Source organism: Longimycelium tulufanense (assembly GCF_014645795.1).
GTDB lineage: Bacteria > Actinomycetota > Actinomycetes > Mycobacteriales > Pseudonocardiaceae > Longimycelium > Longimycelium tulufanense.
Window position 1 is genome coordinate 78212 of record NZ_BMMK01000006.1, and the last position, 23242, is coordinate 101453.

At 69.7% G+C, this 23242-nt stretch carries 18 protein-coding genes; 4 read left to right on the top strand and 14 right to left on the bottom strand.

What is annotated here, in order from left to right; all coding sequences use genetic code 11:
- Positions 1-205 precede the first annotated feature (205 nt).
- Positions 206-1621, bottom strand: coding sequence for an FAD-binding oxidoreductase (locus tag IEY55_RS08740; protein ID WP_229686196.1), 1416 nt, complete (start codon positions 1619-1621; stop codon positions 206-208).
- Between the two features lie 90 nt (positions 1622-1711).
- Between IEY55_RS08740 and IEY55_RS08745 the strand changes: the two genes are divergently transcribed.
- On the top strand, positions 1712-2386 hold the full coding sequence (locus IEY55_RS08745; protein ID WP_373289982.1) for a DedA family protein: 675 nt from the start codon (positions 1712-1714) through the stop codon (positions 2384-2386).
- A gap of 318 nt (positions 2387-2704) precedes the next feature.
- Here the strand turns inward: IEY55_RS08745 and IEY55_RS08750 are convergent, their stop codons facing one another.
- A complete protein-coding gene (locus tag IEY55_RS08750; RefSeq protein ID WP_189055858.1) occupies positions 2705-3370 on the bottom strand; it encodes a nucleoside/nucleotide kinase family protein in 666 nt (221 codons plus the stop codon).
- Complete coding sequence (locus IEY55_RS08755; protein ID WP_189056109.1) at positions 3367-4281, bottom strand: PfkB family carbohydrate kinase; 915 nt, start codon at positions 4279-4281, stop codon at positions 3367-3369. The genes IEY55_RS08750 and IEY55_RS08755 overlap by 4 nt, the downstream gene beginning before the upstream one ends.
- A 311-nt stretch (positions 4282-4592) precedes the next feature.
- Between IEY55_RS08755 and IEY55_RS08760 the strand changes: the two genes are divergently transcribed.
- Positions 4593-5588 carry a LacI family DNA-binding transcriptional regulator gene (locus IEY55_RS08760; protein WP_189055860.1) on the top strand — a complete coding sequence of 332 codons (996 nt, stop codon included), beginning with the start codon at positions 4593-4595 and terminating at the stop codon, positions 5586-5588.
- A gap of 313 nt (positions 5589-5901) precedes the next feature.
- Here the strand turns inward: IEY55_RS08760 and IEY55_RS08765 are convergent, their stop codons facing one another.
- The 6 genes from IEY55_RS08765 to IEY55_RS08790 form a co-directional block, all read right to left on the bottom strand.
- The gene (locus IEY55_RS08765; RefSeq protein WP_189055862.1) at positions 5902-7074 is read right to left on the bottom strand and encodes a glycoside hydrolase family 76 protein; all 1173 of its coding nucleotides are present in this window, start codon (positions 7072-7074) and stop codon (positions 5902-5904) included.
- Between the two features lie 64 nt (positions 7075-7138).
- The gene (locus tag IEY55_RS08770) at positions 7139-7798 is read right to left on the bottom strand and encodes a TrmH family RNA methyltransferase (RefSeq protein WP_189055864.1); all 660 of its coding nucleotides are present in this window, start codon (positions 7796-7798) and stop codon (positions 7139-7141) included.
- Positions 7755-8144 carry a DUF2784 domain-containing protein gene (locus IEY55_RS08775; protein ID WP_189055866.1) on the bottom strand — a complete coding sequence of 130 codons (390 nt, stop codon included), beginning with the start codon at positions 8142-8144 and terminating at the stop codon, positions 7755-7757. Before IEY55_RS08775 ends, IEY55_RS08770 begins: the two co-directional genes overlap by 44 nt.
- Before the next feature lie 217 nt (positions 8145-8361).
- Entirely contained in the window at positions 8362-8964 is a 603-nt protein-coding gene (gene pyrE, locus IEY55_RS08780) for an orotate phosphoribosyltransferase (RefSeq protein WP_189055868.1), read from the bottom strand.
- Between the two features lie 69 nt (positions 8965-9033).
- Entirely contained in the window at positions 9034-9813 is a 780-nt protein-coding gene (locus IEY55_RS08785) for an SDR family NAD(P)-dependent oxidoreductase (RefSeq protein ID WP_189055870.1), read from the bottom strand.
- A 172-nt stretch (positions 9814-9985) separates the two neighbouring features.
- A complete protein-coding gene (locus IEY55_RS08790; RefSeq protein ID WP_189055872.1) occupies positions 9986-10702 on the bottom strand; it encodes a TtfA family protein in 717 nt (238 codons plus the stop codon).
- 324 nt (positions 10703-11026) lie between these two features.
- Between IEY55_RS08790 and phoA the strand changes: the two genes are divergently transcribed.
- Positions 11027-12433 (top strand): alkaline phosphatase, encoded by a 1407-nt coding sequence (gene phoA, locus IEY55_RS08795; protein ID WP_189055874.1) that lies wholly within the window; start codon positions 11027-11029, stop codon positions 12431-12433.
- 290 nt (positions 12434-12723) lie between these two features.
- Here the strand turns inward: phoA and IEY55_RS08800 are convergent, their stop codons facing one another.
- Positions 12724-14493 carry a transglycosylase domain-containing protein gene (locus tag IEY55_RS08800; RefSeq protein WP_189055876.1) on the bottom strand — a complete coding sequence of 590 codons (1770 nt, stop codon included), beginning with the start codon at positions 14491-14493 and terminating at the stop codon, positions 12724-12726.
- Positions 14494-14856: 363 nt separating this feature from the next.
- Positions 14857-17451 carry an ATP-dependent chaperone ClpB gene (clpB, locus tag IEY55_RS08805; protein ID WP_189055878.1) on the bottom strand — a complete coding sequence of 865 codons (2595 nt, stop codon included), beginning with the start codon at positions 17449-17451 and terminating at the stop codon, positions 14857-14859.
- Between the two features lie 362 nt (positions 17452-17813).
- Here clpB and IEY55_RS08810 point away from each other — a divergent pair, with 362 nt between their 5' ends.
- Positions 17814-19388, top strand: a complete 1575-nt coding sequence (locus tag IEY55_RS08810; protein WP_189055880.1) for an alanine/glycine:cation symporter family protein — start codon at positions 17814-17816, stop codon at positions 19386-19388.
- A gap of 346 nt (positions 19389-19734) precedes the next feature.
- Here IEY55_RS08810 and IEY55_RS08815 read toward each other — a convergent pair whose 3' ends face one another.
- The 3 genes from IEY55_RS08815 to IEY55_RS08825 form a co-directional block, all read right to left on the bottom strand.
- Positions 19735-21666: an MFS transporter gene (locus IEY55_RS08815; RefSeq protein WP_189056111.1), complete on the bottom strand. Its 1932-nt coding sequence runs from the start codon at positions 21664-21666 to the stop codon at positions 19735-19737.
- A 77-nt stretch (positions 21667-21743) separates the two neighbouring features.
- Complete coding sequence (locus tag IEY55_RS08820; RefSeq protein WP_189055882.1) at positions 21744-22235, bottom strand: MarR family winged helix-turn-helix transcriptional regulator; 492 nt, start codon at positions 22233-22235, stop codon at positions 21744-21746.
- Positions 22236-22750: 515 nt separating this feature from the next.
- Entirely contained in the window at positions 22751-23209 is a 459-nt protein-coding gene (locus tag IEY55_RS08825; RefSeq protein WP_229686197.1) for a MarR family winged helix-turn-helix transcriptional regulator, read from the bottom strand.
- Positions 23210-23242: the final 33 nt, after the last annotated feature.

Sequence of the window (23242 nt, forward strand, 5' to 3'; positions counted from 1 at the left end):
ACGATCTTGTTCTTGCTTTGCGTTTCCGCAGCTCAGTAGGCTGGTCGCGGGGCGCCTGCCCCCGAGGAGGGCGGGGGCTGTCCTCCCACTGAGCCGACACTGAGCCGACGGGTTGGGGGACACCGAACACCCGGGTGTGCGATGTCCGGGGTTCGTGCGGATTGCTCCCGCCGCGTCAGCGGAAGTGTGACCGTCGGAAAACGCGCTAGTCCTTGTCCTCGTCATAGAGGGCGAACATCGAGCCGGGGTTGAACAGGTTTCCCGGGTCGAGCGCCGCCTTGATCGCGCGGTGCACGCCCAGGCCCACCGGCCCGATCTCCCGCGCCAGCCACTCCCGCTTCACCTTGCCCACGCCGTGCTCCCCGGTCACCGTCCCGCCCAGGGACAGGCCGAGCGCCAGGATCTCGTCGAACGCCTGGTGGGCCTTGGCGAACTCCCGTTCCGAGCCGGGGTCGTAGGTGATCGTGGGGTGCATGTTGCCGTCCCCAGCGTGCCCGACCACCGCGATCAGCAGGCCGTATCTCTCGCTGATCTCGGCACAGCCGGAGATGAGGTCGGCGATCCTGGTGCGTGGCACGCACACGTCGTCGGTGAGCCACGCCCCATAGATCTCCAGCGACGGGAGGACCGCGCGGCGCGCGGCCAGCAGCATCCGCCCCTCCTCGAGGTCGTCGGTCCAGTGCACCAGCTCGGCTCCGACGTCGGTGCAGATCTGCTCGATCGCCCTGATCTCCCGGCGTGCGGTCTCCCCGCCCCCATCGGACTGGCAGATGAGCAACGTGGCGCTGCCGGTCCCCGCCCCCAGCTCGGTGCTCAGGTGTTGCTCGACCGCGCGGATCGACGCCTGGTCCATGATCTCCATCAGGCTCGGGACCAGGCCCTCCCGCACCACGCGGCTCACCGCGGCGCCCGCGGCCGCGGTGGAACCGAACGTGGCGACCAGCGTGGCCGGGGCTTGCGGTAGCGGCCGGAGCGCGAGGGTGGCCTGGGTGATCACGCCCAGCGTGCCCTCGGAACCCACGAAAAGCTTGGTGAGGTCGTAGCCGGCGACGCCCTTCACGGTGCGGCGGCCGGTGCGCAGCAGCTCACCGGTCGCCAGAACGGTCTCGAGACCGAGTACCGAGTCGGTGGTGACGCCGTATTTCACGCAGCACAGGCCACCGGCATTGGTCGACAGGTTGCCGCCGATGGTGCACCAGTCGTAACTGGAGGGGTCCGGTGGGTAGAACAGGCCGTGCTTCTCGACCGCGCCCCGCAGGTCGCGGTTCACCACGCCGGGCTCGACCACGGCCAGGCGGTTGTCCGGGTCGACCTCGAGGATGTGGTTCATCCGGGTTGTCGCGAGCACGACACAGCCGTCGATGGCGTTGGCCGCGCCGGAGAGCCCGCTGCCCGCGCCACGGGGCACGATCGGTACACCGGCCGCCGCGCAGGCGCGAACCACGGCCTGCACCTGCTCGGTCGACGACGGGAGCACCACGGCACCGGGTGTCCCGGCCGGGGCGAGCGGCATCATGTCCCGCTGGTAGCCGAGCACGACATCGGGATCGGCCAGCAGGCCGTTCGCGCCCACCGCATCCCTCAGTTCGCCGAGCAGGTGATCGCCCAGTGTGGTGTTCACCTGACCCACCGTAGTCTCGGTGGTCGGTTCGACCACACCTCCCTCACCATTCCGGCCAGTGGACCGGGGCGACCGCCTAGTCTCGGACGGGTGGGCAGCGACATGGCGGGGGCGGGCCAGCTGGCGTGGGGACCGCTGGAAACGGCGGGCCCGGTCGTGGTGTGGCTGGTCGTCCTTGGATTCGTGTTCGCCGAGTGTGCCTTCATCGTCGGGTTGTTCCTGCCGGGAGACTCGCTCCTGCTCACCGCCGGCGTGGTGTTGTCGCATCACAATCACGAGCTCGGCATCTGGTTACTGTCCGTGACGGTCACCGTGGTGGCGGTGGCGGGTAACCACGTGGGCTACGTGATCGGCGAGCGGACGGGTGTGCGACTGATCGCACGCCGGGGCGGCAAGGTCCTCAACCGAGAGCACCTGGAACGCGCCAAGCAGTTCTTCGACCGGTGGGGGGTCTGGGCGATCATGGTGGCCCGCTGGCTACCGTGGATCCGCACCCTGGCCCCGTTGCTGGCAGGTGCCGCCCGTATGGACCGGCGCAAGTACCTGATGGCGAGTGTGGTCGGCGCGTTCCTCTGGGCGCCCACGCTCATGCTCATCGGTTACTACGCAGCCGGGTTGCTGGACCACTATCCCTGGCTCAAGACGACCGCGGTCATCGGCTTCGTCACCTTCGTCATCGGCGGCACGATCTACGGGCTGTGGCGGTACCGGCAGGAGATGCGCAAGCCGGTCGAGGTGGTGGACCCGGCCCAGCTCGACGGCTGATCCGTCTCTGTTGAGGTCTGTCCCCGTTGGCTACCGCACAGCTTCTCCTGCACGCACCCGCAGCACGCCTGTGCTGCCAGGGGAACCGGCATGAGGCCGCTTCGCCGGGTGCGGCTCACGGCGGGGCGGGGATCAATCCCTTCACCGACGGCACCGACCTCGCGTTGATCTCCCCCAAGCATCTGGTCCAGCCAGTCGCAGCAGGGCACGTCGGCCCGGCGAGCTGTCACCGTCCCTGCTCCCTGCTCAGGGCCGACAGAGGCTGCCCCGAATCCCTTGCGCAGCATCGCCTCGTCGGGCTGGGTTCGCGTTCCGGACTCAGTAGATGTCCGGTAGGACCAGATCTGCGGAGCCGAGGGTGTTGGCGACGCGCTCCGCGTTGGCCTGGTCGGAGCCCAGTGCCCGGTCACGGGCCTCGTCGGGGCTGCGGCCGTAGCGCTGGTGGCGGGCGACGAGGCGGTTGATCCGTTCCTCCTCGTCGGGGGCCAGGAACCACACCTCGTCGAGGACGTCGCGCACCCACTTCCACGGTTCCTCGTCGAGCAGCAGGTAGTTGCCCTCGGTGACGACGAGCGGGGTGGTCGGTGGCACCGGCACCGCGCACGCCACCGACTCCTCGATCTCCCGGCGGAACTCGGGCGCGTAGACCGTGGCTGCCCCCGGCACGCCCGGACCGTTGTTCCGTAGCCGGCGCAACAGGTCGAGGTAGCCGTAGCCGTCGAAGGTGTCGGGCGCTCCCTTGCGTTCCGCGCGGCCCAGCCGGTCCAGCTCGCGCTGGGCGAGGTGGAAGCCGTCCATGCCGACCAGCACCGCACGCTTCCCGAGTGCGGCCACCAGGCGTTCGGAGAGCGTCGACTTGCCCGCACCCGGCGGCCCGGTGATCCCCAGCAACGCCCGCCGTCCACCCGCGATGAGGCGCTCGGCCCGAGCCACCAGCTCCTCGAAACCGGGCTTGCCCGGACGTGCCTCGCCAGCCGTGCTCATTCCCCTCCCCTGCCCTGCTCCCGCACCGGCTGCACCCAGGCGCGCGGGCCCACGTGCTGCACTCGCAGCCCGGCGACGTCGTTCGCCGCACCCACGAGCCCGGGCAGCTCCGCCGGTCCGGGGGTCCGGCCGAGACAGGCAACCCCCAGCGCGAAAACACCGTGCCAGACGTCCCCCGCGCCGAGTGTGTCCCGTGCCGGCACCGGTGCCACCGGCACCTGGCCGCCCACCACGAGTGGGGTGCCGTCGGGTGCGTGGCCATACACGCAGCTCCACGTGACCGGCTCCGGTCCGGCGGTACGGATCAGCACGGGAACCCCGAAGCCGTGCACCGCGGCGCTGAACCGCGTCGGCCCGGGCACGGTGAACGCCGAGGAACACGCGCAGACGTCGACCAGCGGCAGCAGCTCGTTGAGGACCGGCTTCCAGCTCCCCGCGTCCAACACCACGGGTACGCCCTGCCGCCGAGCCTCGCGCGCCGTCGCCAGCGCGATCTCGGGGTGGTGCCCGTCCACCAGCACGGCGGCCGACCGCGCAACGAGGTCGGGGATCACGTCGTCGGGGTGCGCGGGGATCTCGGCGGAGTTGCGGGACACGACGGTGCGCTCGCCATCGGACTCCCGCACCATCACGGCGCTGACCGGGGGAGCGGCCGCGTGCTCCGGGGACAGGTCCACGACACGCACGCCCTGCTGCTCGAGATCGGCTCGGGCCAACGCGGCGAGGGGGTGCTGTCCCAGCGCGGTGACCAGGGTCGGATCCCCACCGGTCGCGGCCACCGCGACGGCGGCGTTGGCGGCCGGCCCCCCGGCGGCGAGATCGGCCACGAGGGACTGCGCCTTCTGTCCGGGGGAAGGCAGCTCCGTCACACGCTGGACCAGGTCGACGGTGCACAACCCGACCAGCAACACCGCCCTCACCCGCAGTCCTCCGGCGAGCTCGCCGCAGCCTTGCGCACCACCCCGCGCACCTCCTCCGCCGCCTGTCGCCCATCTCGCCGCCGTGCGGCGACCGGGCGACCCATCCGCCCATGGTGCCCGTGTCACCCGCGTGAGCGGGGGCACGCCCCCGGCTGGTGCGCTCCGGTAGCTGGGTACCCGCTCGCCCCGCTCCCCGACCGGCGCTCGAGGTGGAGCACGTCCTTCCGGTCGGTGGCGGGACGGTAGCCGTGGAAGTTGACTGTCGCCAAGCGCTTGCGCAAACGTTTGCACCCGTGGTCACCATGCGCGATGTCGCTCAGCTCGCCGGCGTTTCGATCACGACCGTGTCGCACGTGGTCAACGGCACGCGTGCGGTCGCGGACGAGACGCGTTACCGCGTGCTGGACGCCATCGCGGCCACCGGCTACACCGGGAACGCGATCGCGCGCTCCCTCGCGACCGGCGGCACCAGGTCGCTCGGGGTCGCGATCTCGCTCGTGGCCAACCCCTACTTCTCCGAGTTGATCCAGGCGATCGAGGGCGAGGCGGCGCGTGCCGGCTACACGCTGCTGCTCGTGGACACCCACGACGAGTCGGAGGTGGAGCAGGCGGCGGTGCGGGCACTGCGGGCGCGTCGCGTGGAGGGCATGCTGCTGACGCCCTCGCCCGGGGCGGCGGACACCGTGGTTCCGGAGCTGCGGCAGCTGAAGGTGCCCACGGTGCTGGTGGACCGCCTGCCCGGTGCGGGGCTGCTGGACCAGGTGGGACCGGAGAACGTGGGCGCCACGGCCATCCTCGTCGAGCATCTGGTGGACCTGGGGCACCGCCGGATCGGGCTGGTCGCCGGCGCGGCCGGGTTGACCACCAGCAGCGAGCGGGTGCACGGGTACCGGCTGGGGTTGCGACGTGCCGGGCTGGAGCTGGACGAGGACCTGATGGCGTCGGGTGGATCGGCGGTGAAGCCCGCTGAGGTGGCGCTGCGCCGGCTGCTGTCGCTACCGAGCCCGCCCACCGCGGTGATCGCGGCGAACAACAGCATGATGGTCGGGGTGCTTCACGCGTCACGGGAACTGGGTGTCCGGGTCGGCCAGGACATCGCGGTGGTCGGATACGACGAGGTGGAATGGGCGGATCTGGTCGACCCGCCGCTCACGACGATGGCGCAGCCGATCGCGGACATCGGGCGTACTGCGGTGCGGATGCTGCTGTCCCGCATCGCCGAGCCCGAGCAACCGCCACGCACGGTGCGCCTCCCTGCCAAGTTCATGCACCGTAACTCCTGCGGCTGCCCCACCTGACTCCTAGCTGGGCCCGCCCACCCGGAGCTACCTCCGCGTCGACCGGCCCGTTGTTCGATCGGTACCCGCCGGGCCACTGGTCGGCTGTCGCGTGCGTCGAACGGCCTTACGCCGGACCGGCGACAGGCACATGCCGCGACGCGCACACCCAGCCTCCACGGCAGGGACACCGAGCGGCCCGCCCCTGGGCGTCTCCCACCACCGCCGAACACGGCTCCCGCCCGCTCAGCAACAAGCAGCATCCTGCTTTGTCACGAGCAGCAACCCGCTCCATGCTGTGCTGGCACCAGTTGCGGACGCGCTTCTGCCGTCCTCAGTTTCCGAAGTCATGCGCCTCGAGGAAGGCGGATGCCTCCAGCAGCATCCAACCCGCGAGCTGTACGGAGAGGTCCAGCTCCGGAACCAACGCGCTCGCTGCCGCATCGGGGCGCAGCCGATGCGGATACGCCCGCACCGGAACCGTCGCGGGAACCAGCCAGTCCGCGCCGAAGAGCGGTCCGCCGGGCGCAGCGCCACGGTTCCGCCACGCTGCTTCCGCGGACGTGGTGACCAGGCGCGCGGCGAGCGCACGCTCCTCGTCCTCGTCGAAGAGTCGTAGCGCGGCCTGGGCGAGGTAACGCGCGAGGATCCCGGTGAAAAGTCCCCCGTCTCCGCCACCGTGTCCGCGCAACACCCCGCCCTGGTCGGTCAGGTGTGTACTGATCGCATCGATCGTGCGCACCGCCCGCTCGGTCCAGATCTGCTCGCCGGTCGCGTCCGCCAGCTCGACGTACGTACCGAGCACCACGCCCTGGCAGTAGGTGTAGACGTTCTTCTCTACCGAGCGCACCGATCCATCCGGCGCGACGTGCAGCCCGTCCCAGGCGAGCCCGGTTGCGGGATCGATCAGGTTGTGTTCGATCCAGTTCGCGATCGCGCGGGCGCGGGCGAGGTCAGCCGGCTCACCGACGCCGGAACCGTCCGTGGCCACGCGTAGGAGCAGGATCGCGGCCGGCCCGTTCGCCGGCACGTTCTTGAAATCGTCGTTCCGCCGCCACCAGATGCCGCCACCCGCGTGGTCCGTCCAGCCCGTCCGGAGTTGCGTGACGATCTCGGTGAGCGCGGCAAGGTGCCACTCGCCGAGCAGCGCACCCGCGCGTTGCAGCGCAAGCCCGAGCCAGGCGACATCGTCGTAGAAATCGTTGACCCACTTGTTGAGGTTGCGCACGTGGACGCCACGGATGAGCCGGCGGATCGTCGCCATCCGACGCCGAGTGGGTTTCCGAAGTTGTGCATCCACCAGGCAGTCGAGCAGGTGTGCCTGCCACCAGTAGTTCCACACGCCGTGGAGTCGCTGACCGTAGGTCGCCGGCCACCGGGTGACCCCGAGTGCGGTCCCGGGCAGCCCCCAGACCCGGCGCAGGTGCCTGGCGTAGATGGCGCGTTCCGCAACCCCCGCTCGGGCCGCCCACAGCCGGGGCTGTTTCGCCACCGACTGCTCGGTCATGTGCTCATCGTGCGTTCTGGACCGATCCAGCAACACCGTGACGGGGCGCGGCGGTTCCAGAACTTCACCAAGCCGTGTTCATATCAGCATGCTGCTGAATCCAGGCGTGCATGACGATTCCGGCCGCAACACCCGCATTCATCGACCGCGTCGATCCGAACTGGGCGATCGACACCACGAGTTCGGCGGCATCCCGCGCGCCGTCGGTCAACCCAGGTCCCTCCTGTCCGAACAGCAGCACGCACCGACGCGGCAGTTCGGTGCGTTCGAGCCGTACCGCACCCGGGGTGTTGTCGACCGCCACAATGGACAGGCCGTGGTCGCGTGCGAAGTGCACGAGTCCGCCGATCCCGGTGTGGTGGCGAATGTGTTGGTACCGGTCGGTGACCATCGCGCCGCGCCGGTTCCAGCGGCGTCGCCCGACGACGTGCACCGCCTGTGCCAGGAAGGCGTTCGCGCTGCGCACCACCGTGCCGATGTTGTGATCGTGCTGGAAGTTCTCGATGGCGACGTGGAAGTCATGGCGACGCCTGTCGAGATCGGCGACGATCGCCTCCCGCCGCCAGTACCGGTAGTGGTCGACCACGTTGCGGTGGTCGCCGTGAGCCAGCAGCTCGGGGTCAAACCGGTCGTCGGTCGGCCACGGGCCAGGCCACGGGCCGACCCCGACTCCGGGCTGGTCAGACCCCCACTCCGTGGGTCCGGGTTCCTGTTCGTCGCGCATCGCGCCACTTTAGGTATCCCGCGACCCACGACGCCGCAACGACCAGCACGGCGAGCAATTCCATCTGCCCCGCGTACTGCTCCGGGTACAGGACGCCCGCCACGTAGGTGTCGATGAACCCGCCGTTGCGCAGCCCGGGTTGGCCGGCCTGGCGCCGGAGGTACTCCTCGACCCAGGTGAGCGGGCAGTCGACCTGGTCGGTGACGATCAGGATGCCCCATGCAGTGGCCAGGGCGTGCGGCAGGACCGCGCGGGGCCAACACCACGCCAGAAATCCCCCGACCACGACGTACACCAGGAACCCGAAGTGCACCACCATCGTGATGTCGGCGAGCAGCCCGGCCATGGCCACCTCCCGCTGATCAGCGTAAGTCGGGCAGGGTTGCCCAGCCGATCAACGAAACAGGTGATCGACAGCGTCCGGGCAGGTGGTCGAGCAAGTACGCCAAGGCCCTGGAGCGACACGATGGATCGTTCGATCACGGCTGTTGGCGGCCGTGCTGCGCCGCGGGCCACGATCAGCGGACGGGCCCCGCCAGGGAGCACCCTCCGGACAGGTTCTCTCAGGCCAGGCCGAGATCGGTGAGCGAGAGCAGGTACCGGTAGCCCAGCCCCTGGGCCTCGATGGCCTCCTTGGCACCGGTGGCGCGGTCCACGATGGTGGCGACCCCCACCACCTCGGCACCTGCCTCCCGCAACGCATCGACCGCGGTCAGCACACTGCCACCGGTGGTGGAGGTGTCCTCGACGGCGAGCACGTGCCGCCCGGACACCTCGGCGCCCTCGATGCGGCGCTGCATGCCGTGCTGCTTGGTTGCCTTACGCACCACGAACGCGTCGAGGGCCTGCCCGTCGGCCGCGGCGGAGTGCATCATCGCGCAGGCCACCGGATCGGCGCCGAGGGTCAACCCACCGACCGCGACGTAGTCCCAGTCCGCGGTGAGCTGCCGCAGCAGCGTGCCGATCAACGGGGCAGAACGATGGTTGAGGGTGGCCCGGCGCAGGTCGACGTAATAGTCGGCCTCCTTACCTGAGGAGAGCACGACCCTGCCGTGCACCACGGCCAGCTCGGTCACCAGACGGGCCAGCTCGGCCTTGGCCGATGCGTCGACTTGCGGCGTACCCACGAGGCACAAGCGTTGCACATGGGTGGACGGTGGAAGCATCCGCCCTGCTCGTCACGGCTGGGAGCCACCTGACGCAGAGTCGGCGTGCGCGCTGGCGACAGCCTGGCCTCAGCTCCGGCCCCGGCCGCCGAAGGTCCCGGATGACAGCCGGCGGAGCAGCCGGCGCGGGATGAACCGACTCATCGCTACCACGGCCTTGTACTGCAGGCCGGGCACGGACAACGACCGCCCGCGCCGGAGGTCAGCAAGGCAGTCGTGCACTACGCGGTCGGCGTCCAGCCACGCCCAGGACGGGGACCTGCTCATGTCGATGCCGGCCCGCTGGTGGAACTCGGTACGGGTGAAGCCGGGGCAGAGTGCGACAACGCGGACCCCGCTGCCCCGCAGCCCGTTCGCCAGGCCCTCGGACAGGGCGGTCACGTACGCCTTGCTCGCCGTATAGGTGGAGCCACGGCCGGAGAAGAAGCCAGCGACGCTGGAGACGTTAATGATCGCGCCCCGCCGGCGGCGCAGCATGCTGGGCAGCGCGGCGCGGCTGAGCTGCAGCACGCTGGTGACGTTGACCTCGTGCTGGGCGTGCAGGTCCGAGTACTCGCTCTCCCAGAACTCGCCCTTGGTGGCGAAGCCGGCGTTGTTGACCAGGATCTCGACGGGCTGCTCCGCCCCGCCGAGCCGGTCCGCGACGTGCTGGCGGTCCGCCGGCTGGCTGAGATCAGCCGGCAGCACCTCGACCTGCACACCGTGCCGGTCCCGCAGCTCGGCGGCCATGCTCTGGAGGCGGTCGACGCTGCGGGCGACGACGACCAGGTCGTAGCCCTCGGCGGCCAGCCGGCGCGCGAAGGCGGCGCCGATGCCGGCGGTGGCTCCGGTGACGAGCGCGGTAGGCATGTTGCGACGCTATCGACTCCGGCGACCCGGCGGGAGCCCACACCCGGCGCCTCACCAGGGGTGAGATCATCTTCACGCCACGTGGTTGCCCGGCCCTGGTGCATCGCTTCGCCGAGAGTCTCAGGTGAGAAGGGCTACGGCACTCGTTCGCCGAGCCGTCGAACGGGCCTCGTCAGGCGGGTGGCACGGCGCGTCCCGCGCGTGGCAGCTCGCGGACGTTCGACGGCAACACCCGGTCCTCCTCGTCGTCCTCGCCGTCCAGCGGGTCGACGATGTCGGCGAGTTCGCCGAGGTCGCGCAACAAGCGCTCGAGCCGGGCCGGGCCGGCGCTGGGCGGAGCGGCGGCCACGACCCACGCGTCCTCCAGCCACACCACGGTGACGTCGTCGCCGATTTCGTCGGCGGCGTCCACCAGGTCGGGGGTGATCAGCGGCCGGGCCGAGGTCATGTCGGAGACGAAGGCGTACCGGTCGCCGACGGGGCCGAGGAGATCCAGCTCCCCCTCGCGCGGGACGGGGACGCTCGGCAGCCACAGCTCGACAACGGTCGGCAGCGGCCGGCGGCGGTGCACCGCGACCATCACCGCGTGGGTCCGGCCATTGACCTCGTGGTCGAGCACGTGCACGAGGCGTCGACCGTCGGCGGTGAACGTGGAGCCGGTGACGACGTCGCGGCCGGTCCCGCGACCGGTGACCGCGATCAGGCCGTGCTGCCAGCGCGTGGGCAGCACCTGGTCGGACTCGGTGAACTGCCAGCCACGCAGCGCGGCCCAGCGGCGGCGCTCGCGGTTGCGAGCCGTCCGCTGGGCCCGGTCCGCGGCCAGCAGTGCCAGACCCGCCCCGGCCGCGACGGCAGCGATCGTGAACCAGACCCAAGCCGGTACGCCCACGGTTCGAAGGGTAGCGGCGTGCTGCCTGATCGCGAAGATCACCGACCGAGAGTGGCCCCCGGGTGTGTCGGGTGATCGGGTTCGCGGCTCACTGGCGGCATCCGTACCCCCGTCCTCGCCCCGCCATTCGGGTGGCATGGGTCCCGCCGACGGCGGTTGCCATTCGCACGGGCGCTGGAAAAGCCGCAATCGAGGCGAACCGGGCGGAAATGTGTCGATGCCGCCCAGAGTTCATCGTGCCGTCTCGGTCCGGCCACCGCGTCGCCACGCGTCTCCCCACCGCCTGGCGTTGGCTACCGCCGTTCCGACAGGGGAGGTCAGTCAATGGTTCGTCCAGGTGATTGTCGGTTGTCGCGGCGGCGCCGGTGGGTAGCGGCGGTGGGCACGCTCGTGGTGACGCTGGGTGTGGCCGTGCCGGCGTTGGCGCAGGACTCCGGTCCGCAGGACCGGACGCTGCAGGCGTCCGGCGACCGCACCTCGGAGGTACGCAACGCGATCCGGGGTGGCAGGGCACGCAACGTCATCCTTTTCATCGGTGACGGTATGGGGGACTCGGAGATCACCGCGGCACGGAATTACGCCCGGGGCGCGGCCGGGCGACTGGCCATGGACGAGCTGCCGCTCACCGGTGCCTACACCACCTACTCCGTGCAGAAGGGCGACCCGAGCAAGCCGGACTACGTAACCGACTCGGCCGCCTCGGGTTCGGGCTGGGCGACCGGGCAGAAGACCTACAACGGCGCGATCTCGGTCGACGCCTACGGCAACCCGGTTCCCACGCTGCTGGAGTTGGCCAAGCGCAACGGGTACCGCACGGGGGACGTGACGACGGCGGAGGTGCAGGACGCCACGCCCGCGGTGCTCGGGGCGCACGTGGTGGACCGGTCCTGCAAGGGACCGGAGTCCATGGCCAGGTGCCCGAGCAACGCCAAGGAGAACGGTGGCGCGGGCTCGATCGCCGAACAGCTCGTGCAGACCGGGCCGGACGTGCTGTTGGGCGGCGGCAAGAACTACTTCGACCAGAAGGTGCGTGCTGGGGAGTTCCAGGGGCGCACGGTGCTGGAGCAGGCGACCGCGGCCGGCTACCAGTCGGTGACCGACGCAGACGGTCTTGCGCGGGCCGGACGTGACAGGCCGCTGCTCGGGCTGTTCGCCGACGGGAACATGGAGGTGCAGTGGACCGGCCCGGCCGCGCGCGTGGGCGGTACCCCGCCGGGCACCTGCCAGGCGAACCCGAACCTGCCGGCCGGTGCGCCCAAGCTGGCCGACATGACGCGCAAGGCGTTGGACCTGCTCGATCGTCAGGATGGCAACGCCGGTAAGGGTTTCTTCCTGCAGGTCGAAGGTGCCAGTATCGACAAGCAGGACCACGCTGCGGACCCGTGTGGCCAGATCGGTGAGACGGTCGGGTTCGACGAGGCCGTGGCGGCCGGGACGGCGTTCGCCCGCAGCCACCCGGACACGTTGGTGCTGGTGACCGCCGATCACGGGCACACCAGCCAAATCATCCCCAACGACGCGCAGAGCCCGGGCCAGACCGCGACGCTGGTCACCAGGGACGGCGTGCCCATGACGATCAACTACGGCACGAGCGTCGCGGGCCGCTCGCAGGAGCACACGGGAACGCAGGTTCGGATCGCCGGGTACGGGCCGCAGGCCGCGAACGTCGTCGGCGTGACCGACCAGACCGAGGTCTTCCACACCGTCAGCCGCGCGCTCAGCCTGCGCTAGCACGAGCGCGAACCAGATGAACCGGTCGCCGTGCTCACCCGGGCGCGGCGACCGGCTGGAGCATCGGCCCGGCGCCCCGCGATCTCCGGCTCGAGCACCTGCCTTGTCAGAAGACAGCCCCCGCCCGCCCTGGGTCTGCGCAGCCCATGGCGAGCTTACTGAGCTGCGGAGATGGGCAGCAAGAACAAGATCGTGGCCTGTGGACAACTTCGGCGGCTGTGGATTACGACGGCACCTCGGGGGCCTCATCAGGGGCACCCCGAGGTGCCGCCTCAGCAATGCCTACGCCGTTAGCGGGGGCGTGTAACGGTGGGGAGACCCGGTCGCGCCAGGGGTGCTAGGGGTGGCTCCGTCGGTGCGCTCCGCTGCTGGTGATAGAGGCGCATGACCGAGTTCCACACAGCCGCCGGCTCGTCGCGGCCCGTGATGTCGTGTTCCCTGCTGCCGGGCTCGCGGTAGCGGCCCTTGATGGGACGGAACTTGTCGGAGCCCACCCAGACCGCGGTCGCGAGTTGCGGGGTGTAGCCGACGGTCCACGCCTTGGCCACCTCACCGTCCGAACCGAACCGGAGGACGCCCGGCACCGCCACGGCGAGCGGATCCGGTAGGACGTTGGGGAGACCGGTGTCCGTGGTGGCCAGCGTCGCGGTCGTCTGGCGGGCAATGAACGCGTTCCTCCTGGGGTTCCTTGTGTCGAACACGGGCTTCGCGTTGTCCTTGAACTCGTAGCGTGCGTCACCCTCCGGCCCGAGGACCTTGCTCACGAAGTGCGGTCGGGTACGCATGCCCTCGGCGGCAAGGGTCGCGTACGCGGCGGCCATGTCGAACGGCCGGGCGAAGGTCTTCCCACCTCCGATGGCGATTTCCGCGGTGGGGTTGACGATTGTTGGCTGCCCGAGGACCTCTCGTGGGATACCCGACTCGTGTGCCACATCGGCGACATGGCCCTGACCGACACGTTTCGCCAGTTCGACCGTGCGTCCCGTGCCGATCTCGAACTGACCGACGGGCACCCCACGTTGCCCCGCCGCCACCAGCACGAACGGAGCGAACGACGTGCCCGGCTCCTGCAGGGTCTGCGCGTAGTCGATGCCAACACCGTCGGCACCGCCGTAGTAGGCGACGACCCCGCCGGTCCGAGGGTCGATGGAGACCGACGCGGACCGGAGGTAGTCCGGCTGGCCCGCCATGACCTCGCGCATGATGTTCTCGGTGCGGCCCTGTGCGTCCTTGTCCAGCGTCGTCACGATCTTGTAGCCGTGCTGCTGCGCCTCGTCGAGGTTGATCTTGGCCGACTTCTCCAGCTCCGCGAGCACCTGGGTGCGGATGTGCAGTCGGCTTCCGGGAAGCGAGGTGACCGGCACCGTCCTGGGGAAACTCGCCCGCCCGCGCTCGGTGCCGGGCAGGAAGTTGGCGTCAACCATGCGGTCGAGCACGTAGTTCCACCGGTTCTCCGAGCTCACCTTGTCCACCGCGGGATCCCAGAAAGTAGGGCTCTGGATCACACCGGCCAACAACGCGCCCTCGTTGAGCGTGAGATCCTGCACGTTCTTGCCGAAGTATGCCTTGGCAGCGGCCTGGATGCCGTGGGCACCCCGTCCGAAGTAGACGGTGTTCAGGTAGGCGGCCAGGATCTCGCGCTTGTCGTAGGTGTCGGTGAGTTTCTTGGCCAGCACCAACTCCCGGATCTTCCGGGTGAGGGTGCGTTCCTCCTTGCCGGTGGCCTTCTTGATGTACTGCTGGGTGATGGTTGAACCACCACCATCGGCACCACGTAGGTTGTTGTAGACGGCACCGAGGATTCCCTTGAAGGAGAAGCCATCGTCGGTCCAGAACGAGGCGTTCTCCGCGGCGAGCACGGCGTCCTGCACGTGCTTGGGGACATCGTCGAGGCGAACGAGGGTACGAGCCCCGTCCTCGGGCTGGATACGGGCCAGCTCCGTCTTGCCGTCGGAGTAGTAGAGCGTGACGGTCTGGTTCTGGGCGGCGGCCACCTCGGCGGGGTCCGGCACCTCCCAGACTTCGTAGGCCACCCACAGCGCCACCGCTGCCGAGCCCACGGCGAGCAGGGTGACGGCGAGCAGAACGCGGCGGAGGGTCCTCCACCGCCGTTTGCGTCGTACCTTCCGCGTGTCCGTCTGGCTCTCTGACGCGAGATGGTCTCCCACGTCCTTGATACGTGTGGGGGGCCGGAAGCGTTGCAATCGGGTTGCATCGGTCACTCTCCGAGATCAACCGGCACCACCCTTCTGACCAGCACGCTCATGGGATCACCCCTGGTCACGGAATTTCCACTCAACAGAACTTCTCGGTGGCCAGCCCAAGCGGGCGATCACCATCAGCGGCGGTACGTAACCGTGCGGATATCGGCCGAGCAAGGGTTCGCCGCGGCCGGAACCGGCCGCGGCGAACCCTTGCTCCTCTCAGGCAGCCGTCTCGGCGGGCGAGACGACCAGGCCCGAGTTGTCGTCGGTGACGTCGACCAGGACGGTCTCGCCGTCCCGAATCGCGCCCGACAGCAGCTCCTTGGCGAGCTGGTCGCCGATCGCGCTCTGCAGCAGGCGACGCAGCGGACGCGCCCCATACACCGGGTCGAAGCCGTTGATGGCCAGCCAGTCCCTGGCAGGCTGGGTGACCTCGAGCGTGAGCCGGCGCTGTGCCAGCCGTTCGGCCAGCTTGCCGACCTGGATGTCGACGATGGAGGTCAGCTCCTCGGTGGACAGCGCGTGGAAGATCACCACGTCGTCCAGCCGGTTGAGGAACTCCGGCTTGAAGTGCTGCCGCACCACCGCCATCACGGCATCGTTGCGGTCCCGCTCGGACAGGTTCGCGTCGGCGATGGCCTGCGAGCCCAGGTTCGAGGTCAACACCAGGATCGTGTTGCGGAAGTCGACCGTGCGGCCCTGGCCGTCGGTGAGCCGCCCGTCGTCGAGCACCTGCAGCAGGATGTCGAAGACGTCCTGGTGCGCCTTCTCCACCTCGTCCAGTAGGATCACGCTGTAGGGCCGCCGTCGCACCGACTCGGTGAGCTGCCCGCCCTGCTCGTAGCCGACGTAGCCGGGCGGGGCGCCGACCAGCCGGGCCACCGAGTGCTTCTCGGCGTACTCGCTCATGTCGATGCGAATCATGGCGCGCTCGTCGTCGAACAGGAACGCGGCGAGCGCCTTGGCGAGCTCGGTCTTGCCGACCCCGGTCGGGCCGAGGAACAGGAACGAGCCGGTGGGGCGGTCCGGGTCGGAGACGCCCGCACGCGCCCGCCGGACCGCGTCGGAGACCGCACGCACCGCCTCGGCCTGGCCGACCACGCGCTCGGCGAGCGCGTCCTCCATGCGCAGCAGCTTGGCGGTCTCGCCCTCCATCAGCCGCCCGGCGGGAATACCCGTCCAGGCGCTCACGACGTCGGCGACGTCGTCGGGACCGACCTCTTCCTTGAGCATCAGCTTGTCACCGGCGGTGGCCTCGGTAGCCGTCTCGAGTTCCTTTTCCAGGGCGGGAATCCGGCCGTACCGCAGCTCGGCGGCGCGGCCGAGGTCGCCGTCGCGCTCGGCCCGCTCCGACTCGCCGCGCAGCTGCTCCAGCTGCTCCTTGAGGTCGCGGACGCGCTCGATGGAGCCCTTCTCGTTCTGCCAGCGGGCGGTCAGTGCGGACAGCTCCTCGCGCTTCTCGGCCAGCTCGGCACGCAACGCCGTCAACCGGTCCTTGGAGGCCGGATCGTCCTCCTTGGACAGTGCCATCTCCTCGATCTCCAGGCGGCGCACCGCGCGCTCGACCTCGTCGACCTCCACCGGCCGGGAGTCGATCTCCATGCGCAGCCGGGACGCGGCCTCGTCGACCAGGTCGATCGCCTTGTCCGGAAGGAAACGTGCGGTGATGTAGCGGTCGGAGAGCGTGGCGGCGGCGACCAGCGCCGTGTCCGTGATGCGCACGCCGTGATGCACCTCGTAACGCTCCTTGAGGCCGCGCAGGATGGCGATCGTGTCGTCCACGCTCGGTTCGTCGACGAGGACCTGCTGGAAGCGGCGCTCCAGCGCCGGGTCCTTCTCGATGTGCTCGCGGTACTCGTCGAGCGTGGTCGCGCCGACCATGCGCAGCTCGCCACGGGCGAGCATCGGCTTGATCATGTTGCCGGCGTCCATGGCGCTCTCACCGGTCGCGCCGGCACCGACGATGGTGTGCAGCTCGTCGATGAAGGTGATGATCTGACCGGCGGAGTCGGTGATCTCCTTGAGCACGGCCTTCAGGCGTTCCTCGAACTCGCCGCGATACTTGGCACCGGCGACCATCGAGCCGAGGTCGAGTACCACGACACGCTTGCCGCGCAACGACTCCGGGACGTCGCCGGCCACGATCCGCTGGGCGAGCCCCTCGACGATCGCGGTCTTGCCGACGCCGGGCTCGCCGATGAGTACGGGGTTGTTCTTGGTGCGCCGGGAAAGCACCTGGATGACGCGGCGGATCTCGGCGTCCCGCCCGATCACCGGGTCGAGCCTGCCCTCGCGGGCGCGTCGGGTCAGGTCGACGCCGTACTTCTCCAGCGCCTGGTAGGTGGCCTCCGGGTCGGGGGTGGTGACCCGGGCCGAGCCGCGGACCCTGCCGAACGCCTCGCGCAGCGCCTCGGGGGTGGCGCCGTGCCTGCGCAGCAGGTCGACGACCCGGCCACCGACGGCGGCGAGGCCGACCAGCAGGTGTTCGGTGGAGACGTACTCGTCGCCCATCTCGGTGGCCAGCCGCTGGGCATGGTCGAGGACGCGGACCGCCTCGCCGGAGAACTGCGGGGCGGCGACGGTGGCGCCGGTGGCCGAGGGCAGCCGAGCGGCGAGCTGGTCCAGCTCGGTGCGCACCTGCGCGGGGTCCGCGCCCACCGCGGACAGCAGCGGGGCGGTCACGCCGTCGGTCTGCGCGAGCAACGCGCCGAGCAGATGCGTCGGCCCCACGTCGGGGTTGCCGGCGACCGTGGCGGCCTGTACAGCGGCGGAGATCGCCTGCTGGGTCTTCGTCGTCGGGTTGAAAGCGTCCATCCCTCACCTCGTCGGCGCGTGCACATGGTGCCGGCCGCCGTCCGCACGCGCTGGTCAAGCGGCCGTCTACCCTCTCTAACGTCAGAAAAGTTGAGTCTGTTCCACTCAATACGTCGGTCGGGCTGACCATCCCGCACGACGGCTTTCCACCCCCATCGGAGGGCCACATCGGGTGGCCGATGACCGCCGGGGAGGCGCCCGATCGGACGTGAGAGAAGGACCGAATAGGGGAACACACCGTGGGGCATTGGCCAACAACAGACGTTGAATAAAGGTCAGATACTAAGCGTTATGTGATAGAAACCACGGTTAACCCAATGGGGGCTTGTCCTGGCCCGATTTACCCGATGCACTGTCACGCTATGTCACCACCAGCAGCCGACCTTCCGGTCATCGCCGCCACCGCGGCCGCTCAGGAGGACCTCGCGGCCGAGGGAGGAACCCTCTCTCAGATCGAAGAGGTCATCAACAGCGTCTTCAACCCCGTCGCGGAGGTCACGTCCAAGTTCATCTTCGCCGAGGTCAGCGTATTCGGGGTCGCCTTCCCCTGGATCGTGGCCTGGCTGGTGATCGCAGGTGCGATCTTCACCGCCTACTTCGGGCTGATCCAGCTCCGCGGCTTCAAGACCGCCGTGGACCTGGTGCGCGGCAAGTACGCGGACAAGTCCGACCCGGGCGAGGTCTCGCACTTCCGGGCGCTCACCGCCGCCGTCTCCGGCACGGTGGGCCTGGGCAACATCGCCGGTGTCGCGGTCGCCGTGACCATCGGTGGCCCGGGTGCGACCTTCTGGATGATCGTTGCCGGTCTGCTCGGCATGTGCACCAAGTTCGTGGAGTGCACGCTGGGCGTGAAGTACCGGGACCACCACCCCGACGGTTCGGTCTCCGGTGGCCCCATGCAGTACCTGCGCAAGGGCCTCGTCGAGCGGTTCGGCCAGCGCGGTAGCGGTGTGGGCAAGGTCCTGGCCGCGGGTGCCGCCGTCATGATCCTGTTCTTCGGGATCGCCGGCGGCAACATGTTCCAGGCCAACCAGAGCTTCGCCCAGCTGCGCTCGGTCACCGGCGGTGAGACCGGCCTGCTCGGCAGCGACGGCGCCGCCACGGTCTTCGGGCTCGTCCTGGCCGGCGTGGTCGCGCTGGTGATCATCGGTGGTATCAAGTCCATCGCGGCGGTCACCGCCCGGCTGGTCCCGTCCATGGCGGTGCTCTACGTGGGTGCCTGCCTGGTGGTCGTCCTGGCCAACCTCCGGCACGTGCCGGGGGCGATCGGCGAGATCGTCGGCGGCGCCTTCGCACCGAAGGGCGTGGCCGGCGGCGCGGTCGGCGTGCTGATCATCGGCTTCCAGCGGGCCGCGTTCTCCAACGAGGCCGGACTGGGCTCGGCCCCCATCGCACACTCGGCGGTGAAGACCAGGCATCCGGTCACCGAGGGCTTCGTGGCGTTGCTGGAGCCGTTCATCGACACAGTGGTCATCTGCACCATGACGGCGCTGACCATCGTGATCGCATCCACGCCGAGTTGGGAGGCGGCGCGGGAGGCGGTCGCGAAGGGTGAGCCGACGCCGGACGGCGTGACGTTGACCTCGGACGCCTTCGCGACCGTGCTGCCGTGGTTCCCGTACGTGCTGACGGTGGCGGTGATCCTGTTCGCCGTCTCGACCATCCTCACATGGGCGTACTACGGCGAGAAGGCGTGGACGCACCTGCTCGGTCGGAGCAAGACGAGCGTCTACACCTACAAGTTCATCGTCTGCGCGTTCGTGGTGATCGGCTCGGTGCTCACCCTGGGCAGCGTGCTCGACTTCGCCGACGCCGTGCTGTTCGTGCTGGCACTGATCAACATCATCGGCTTGTACCTGATGGCGCCGATCGTGAAGCGGGAACTGGCGGACTTCCGCCAGAAGCTGCGCGACCGGGAGCTGACCAAGACCGGCTGACCGGCCTGCCGCCGCGGCGGCTGGCGGAGGAGAGGGCATCTTCCCAACCGCCACCGGCCGGCCAGCACCGGGGCTGTCCGTCTTGCCGGGTCGGACAGGCCATGGTGGTGACGGCCCGGTGACGTCACGACGAAGTGACGTCACCGGGCCGTTGCCGTACAGCTCGGTGCCGGGCGACGCAAGCACGTAACGCAGCGACAGGCGCACGGCAAAGCCCGCAGGGCGAGCAACCCCACACCGCGAGGTGACTGGCGAAGCGAGCATCGTGACGAGGGGACGAGGTGCTCAGCGAAGCCCGGAGACGAGCAGAAATCCACCGTTGTGACTCCGCGGCATCATGACCGGGTCAGTTCGCCCGGTGGCGTCCGGACTTCCGTCCCGGGGTCCTCACGGTATCGGCGTATCCGTTGTGCAGCGGGTGGATCGCGCCGTTGACGGCCATCCGCCGCGCCAAGCCCGGGGTGCCTCCGTTGCCGCGGCGGACGTCTGTTTCGGCGTTGCGTCGGATGTGTTCGGCCTCCGCCCGGGCGTCGGTGACGATCCGGTCCGCTTCGGCGCGGGCCGTGACGAGCACCCGTTCCGCCGCCTCGAGCAGGCCCATCACTCGCTGTGTCGTCTGCTCATCCACAACCGGCGCACGCCGATCGCCCGGGTGTCGCAACAAGTTGTCCACATCGGACCCGGAGTTGTCCACAATTTCCTGGACATTATCCACAGGTTCGTGGACGGAACCGTCCGTCGTGGACCCTTGGCCACCCGAATGACCAGCAGGCTGAGCCGAACCGGTGACGCTGCTGGTCCGCAACGGAACTTCCTTGATGAGCAAGGTGGCGACAACCGACAACACGGCCAGGACGGCGGCGATCGCGAAGATCGTACCGGCCGCGTCGCCATAGGCCGCACGCATGATCCCCTGTACCGGACCGGGAAGATGGGCGATGTCCACCGTTCCGCCCCCGGCGGATCCGCTGCCAGCCGGGAGGTGCAGCTTCGACAGGCCCTCGGAGAACAGGCCCGTCACGCGGGTCGCGAACACCGAGCCCAGCACGGACACACCGGCCGCACCGCCCAGCGAGCGGAAGAACGTCACCACCGAGCTGGCCGCGCCGAGGTCATGTGCCGGCACGCTGTTCTGCACCGCCAGCACCAGGTTCTGCATCGACATTCCGATACCGACCCCGATGAGCAGGAGGAATACCCCGATCACCCACAGGTTCGTCCCGTGATCGATGGTGCCCAGTAGGCCGAGGCCGGCGACGAGCAGAACCGTGCCACCGACGAGGAACGCCTTCCAGCGTCCGGTACGGGCAATGATCTGCCCGGAGACGGTGGATGCCAGGAACAGCCCGGCGACCATCGGCAGGGTCAGCAGGCCGGCTTTGGTGGGCGAAAACCCGCGGGAGAGCTGGAAGTACTGGCCGAGGAAGACCGAGCTGCCGAACATCGCGACGCCTACGGCGACGCTCGCCGTGACAGCGAGGACGATGGTGCGGTCCCGGAAGAGCCGCAACGGGATGACCGGCTCTGCCACGCGTGCCTCGACCATCAACGCGCCGAGCAGGCACAGCAGCGCGCCGGCCAGGTAGGCGAGGGTGGTCAGCGACAGCCAGTCGAAGTCCCTGCCGGCCAAGGAGACCCAGACCAGCAACAGGCTCACGCCGCCGGTGATGAGGGTGGCGCCGGCCCAGTCGATGCGAACTTCCCTCCGCTCCACCGGCAGCCGCAGCGTCCGACCGATGACGGCCAGGGCCAGCACGGCAAGGGGAACGACGACGAAGAAACACCACCGCCAGCCGAGCCACGGGGTGTCGACGATGACACCGCCGGCCAACGGGCCGCCGACCGTGGCCACGGCCATGACGGCGCCGGTGTAACCGTTGTAGCGCCCACGCTCGCGTGGGCTGACCATGGCGGCGATGACCACCTGTGCCAGGGCCTGGAGACCGCCCATGCCGACACCCTGCAGGGCACGGAAACCGATCAGGACACCCATTGACTCGGAGAGGCCGGACAGGACCGAACCGATGCTGAAGATGACGATGGCGACCTGGTAGAGCAGCTTCTTGCTGAACAGGTCGGAAAGCTTTCCCCACAGCGGGGTCGTGGCGGTCGAGGCCAGGAGGGTGGCGGTGACGACCCAGGTGTACTGCGCCTGGGTGCCGTGCAGGTCGGCGACGATCGTGGGAAGCGCGTTGGCCACGATCGTCGAACTGAGGATGGCCACCAGCAACGCGAGCAGGAGCCCGCTCAACGCCTTGAGCACCTCGCGGTGCGCCATGGGCGTCGCCGTACCGGCACCGTCCACAGCGCCCGCCTGGGCGTGTGCTGTGGCTTGGTGGGTACCGGTAGCGGTGGTCATGTGATTCCTTCCAGCACGTCGGTGAGTTCGGTCGGCCCGGTGGCGGTGAGGGCCTCGTGGAGCTCGTCGTTCATCGCACCGAGGACCGCGCAGGCGGTGCGGACGGCGCCCTCGTCCCACTTCGACAGGGCGTGGTGCAGCCAGCTGATCTGCGCGTCACGCCAGTGCCGTAGTGCCTCGCGCCCGGATTCGGTGATCCGGACCAGCGCGACCCGGCCGTCGGAGGGGTCCGGGCGGCGGGCGACCAGGCCGGCGCGCTCCAGCTGCGCGATCTGCCGGCTGATGACCGACACGTCGACCAGGCGGTGCCGGGCCAGCGCCGAGATGCGGCACTCGCCGTGCGCGGCGAGCTCGGCGAGCAGGCCGGCGACGGCGGGGGCCAAGCCGTGCGAGGACGACCAGGCGCGTTGCCGACCGGCGTGGATGAGCTGGCCCAACGTACGCAGCTCCCGGGCGAGATCGAGCCAACCGTGGGACGTGGTCTCCATCCCGAGCCACCTCCTTAGTTGCCGTACACAACTATACGCCAATAGTTGGGATCGGCAACTGTCTACCGGGTCACGCAGTCGTCCCACTGCCCGGCAGCACAGCAGCACGCACCGACGCGGCAGTTCGGTGCGTTCGAGACACCTAGATCATGAAGTGCGGGCTGCAAGTGCACACATGACCGGCCCCGTTTCGGCCCTGCCGCCCCCACCAAGATCAGCGCATGCACCTCAGTTCTGGCATCTCAATGGATCCAGGGCGCCGATCTGTCGCAACACGAACGCGGAATTGAACGACACGCGCCGAGTCCACCCCGCAGGCGTGACTCGCACCCCACGCTCATGCTTTTTTGGCATGCAGGGGGCGCCGTCTGCGCAAGCGCTTGGCCCGCGCCAAGCCCCTTACGGCGAGCCCGCTGGCCGCGGTGGTCGCGCGTCACCGCGCGCCCGAACACCGCACGGGCAACCGACGACCGCGGCGCCATCGCGGATCTCGCCCCGTAGTCCTCCCGCGGTCCTCACAGGACCTCGTTGAGGCGGGCGAGGAGCCGCGCGAGCTGTTCGAGGTCCTGCGTAGGCCAGCTCGAGAAGTGCTCGCGGGCCTGCCGGCGGCGTTCGGAACGCACGTCGTGCAGCCGCTCCCGCCCCACCGGGGTGAGCTGTACCAGACGGGCGCGGCCGTCCGAGGGATCCGGAACCCGCTCCACCAGGCCCAGGGACACCAGCTCGCCGAGCTGCCGGCTGACCGTCGACTTGTCCAGCCCCAGCCGCTCCACCACGTCGGAGCCACGCAACGGGCCGGCGTCGTCGATCAGCACCAACAGGCCGTAGGCCGCGGAGTCGAGACCGGGGTGCACCTTCGCCGCGAGCGACATCGATACGCTGCGCGCCCGCCGGAACAACACGGCCAGCTCCCGCTCGACGGCCTCCTCCGCGCCGCGGCGGCCACCCTCCCCGCCGTTGGTCACCTCGACCACGGTCCCTCCCGCTTCCCAACCTGGAATGTCACG

Coding starts and splice junctions, on each gene's coding strand:
- IEY55_RS08750 (WP_189055858.1), bottom strand. CDS start 3,370: ATGAGCACGGCTGGCGAGGCACGTCCGGGCAAGCCCGGTTTCGAGGAG.
- clpB (WP_189055878.1), bottom strand. CDS start 17,451: ATGGACGCTTTCAACCCGACGACGAAGACCCAGCAGGCGATCTCCGCC.
- IEY55_RS08765 (WP_189055862.1), bottom strand. CDS start 7,074: ATGACCGAGCAGTCGGTGGCGAAACAGCCCCGGCTGTGGGCGGCCCGA.
- pyrE (WP_189055868.1), bottom strand. CDS start 8,964: ATGCTTCCACCGTCCACCCATGTGCAACGCTTGTGCCTCGTGGGTACG.
- IEY55_RS08815 (WP_189056111.1), bottom strand. CDS start 21,666: ATGGCGCACCGCGAGGTGCTCAAGGCGTTGAGCGGGCTCCTGCTCGCG.
- IEY55_RS08820 (WP_189055882.1), bottom strand. CDS start 22,235: ATGGAGACCACGTCCCACGGTTGGCTCGATCTCGCCCGGGAGCTGCGT.
- IEY55_RS08760 (WP_189055860.1), top strand. CDS start 4,593: ATGCGCGATGTCGCTCAGCTCGCCGGCGTTTCGATCACGACCGTGTCG.
- phoA (WP_189055874.1), top strand. CDS start 11,027: ATGGTTCGTCCAGGTGATTGTCGGTTGTCGCGGCGGCGCCGGTGGGTA.
- IEY55_RS08775 (WP_189055866.1), bottom strand. CDS start 8,144: ATGGCCGGGCTGCTCGCCGACATCACGATGGTGGTGCACTTCGGGTTC.
- IEY55_RS08785 (WP_189055870.1), bottom strand. CDS start 9,813: ATGCCTACCGCGCTCGTCACCGGAGCCACCGCCGGCATCGGCGCCGCC.
- IEY55_RS08810 (WP_189055880.1), top strand. CDS start 17,814: ATGTCACCACCAGCAGCCGACCTTCCGGTCATCGCCGCCACCGCGGCC.
- IEY55_RS08770 (WP_189055864.1), bottom strand. CDS start 7,798: ATGCGCGACGAACAGGAACCCGGACCCACGGAGTGGGGGTCTGACCAG.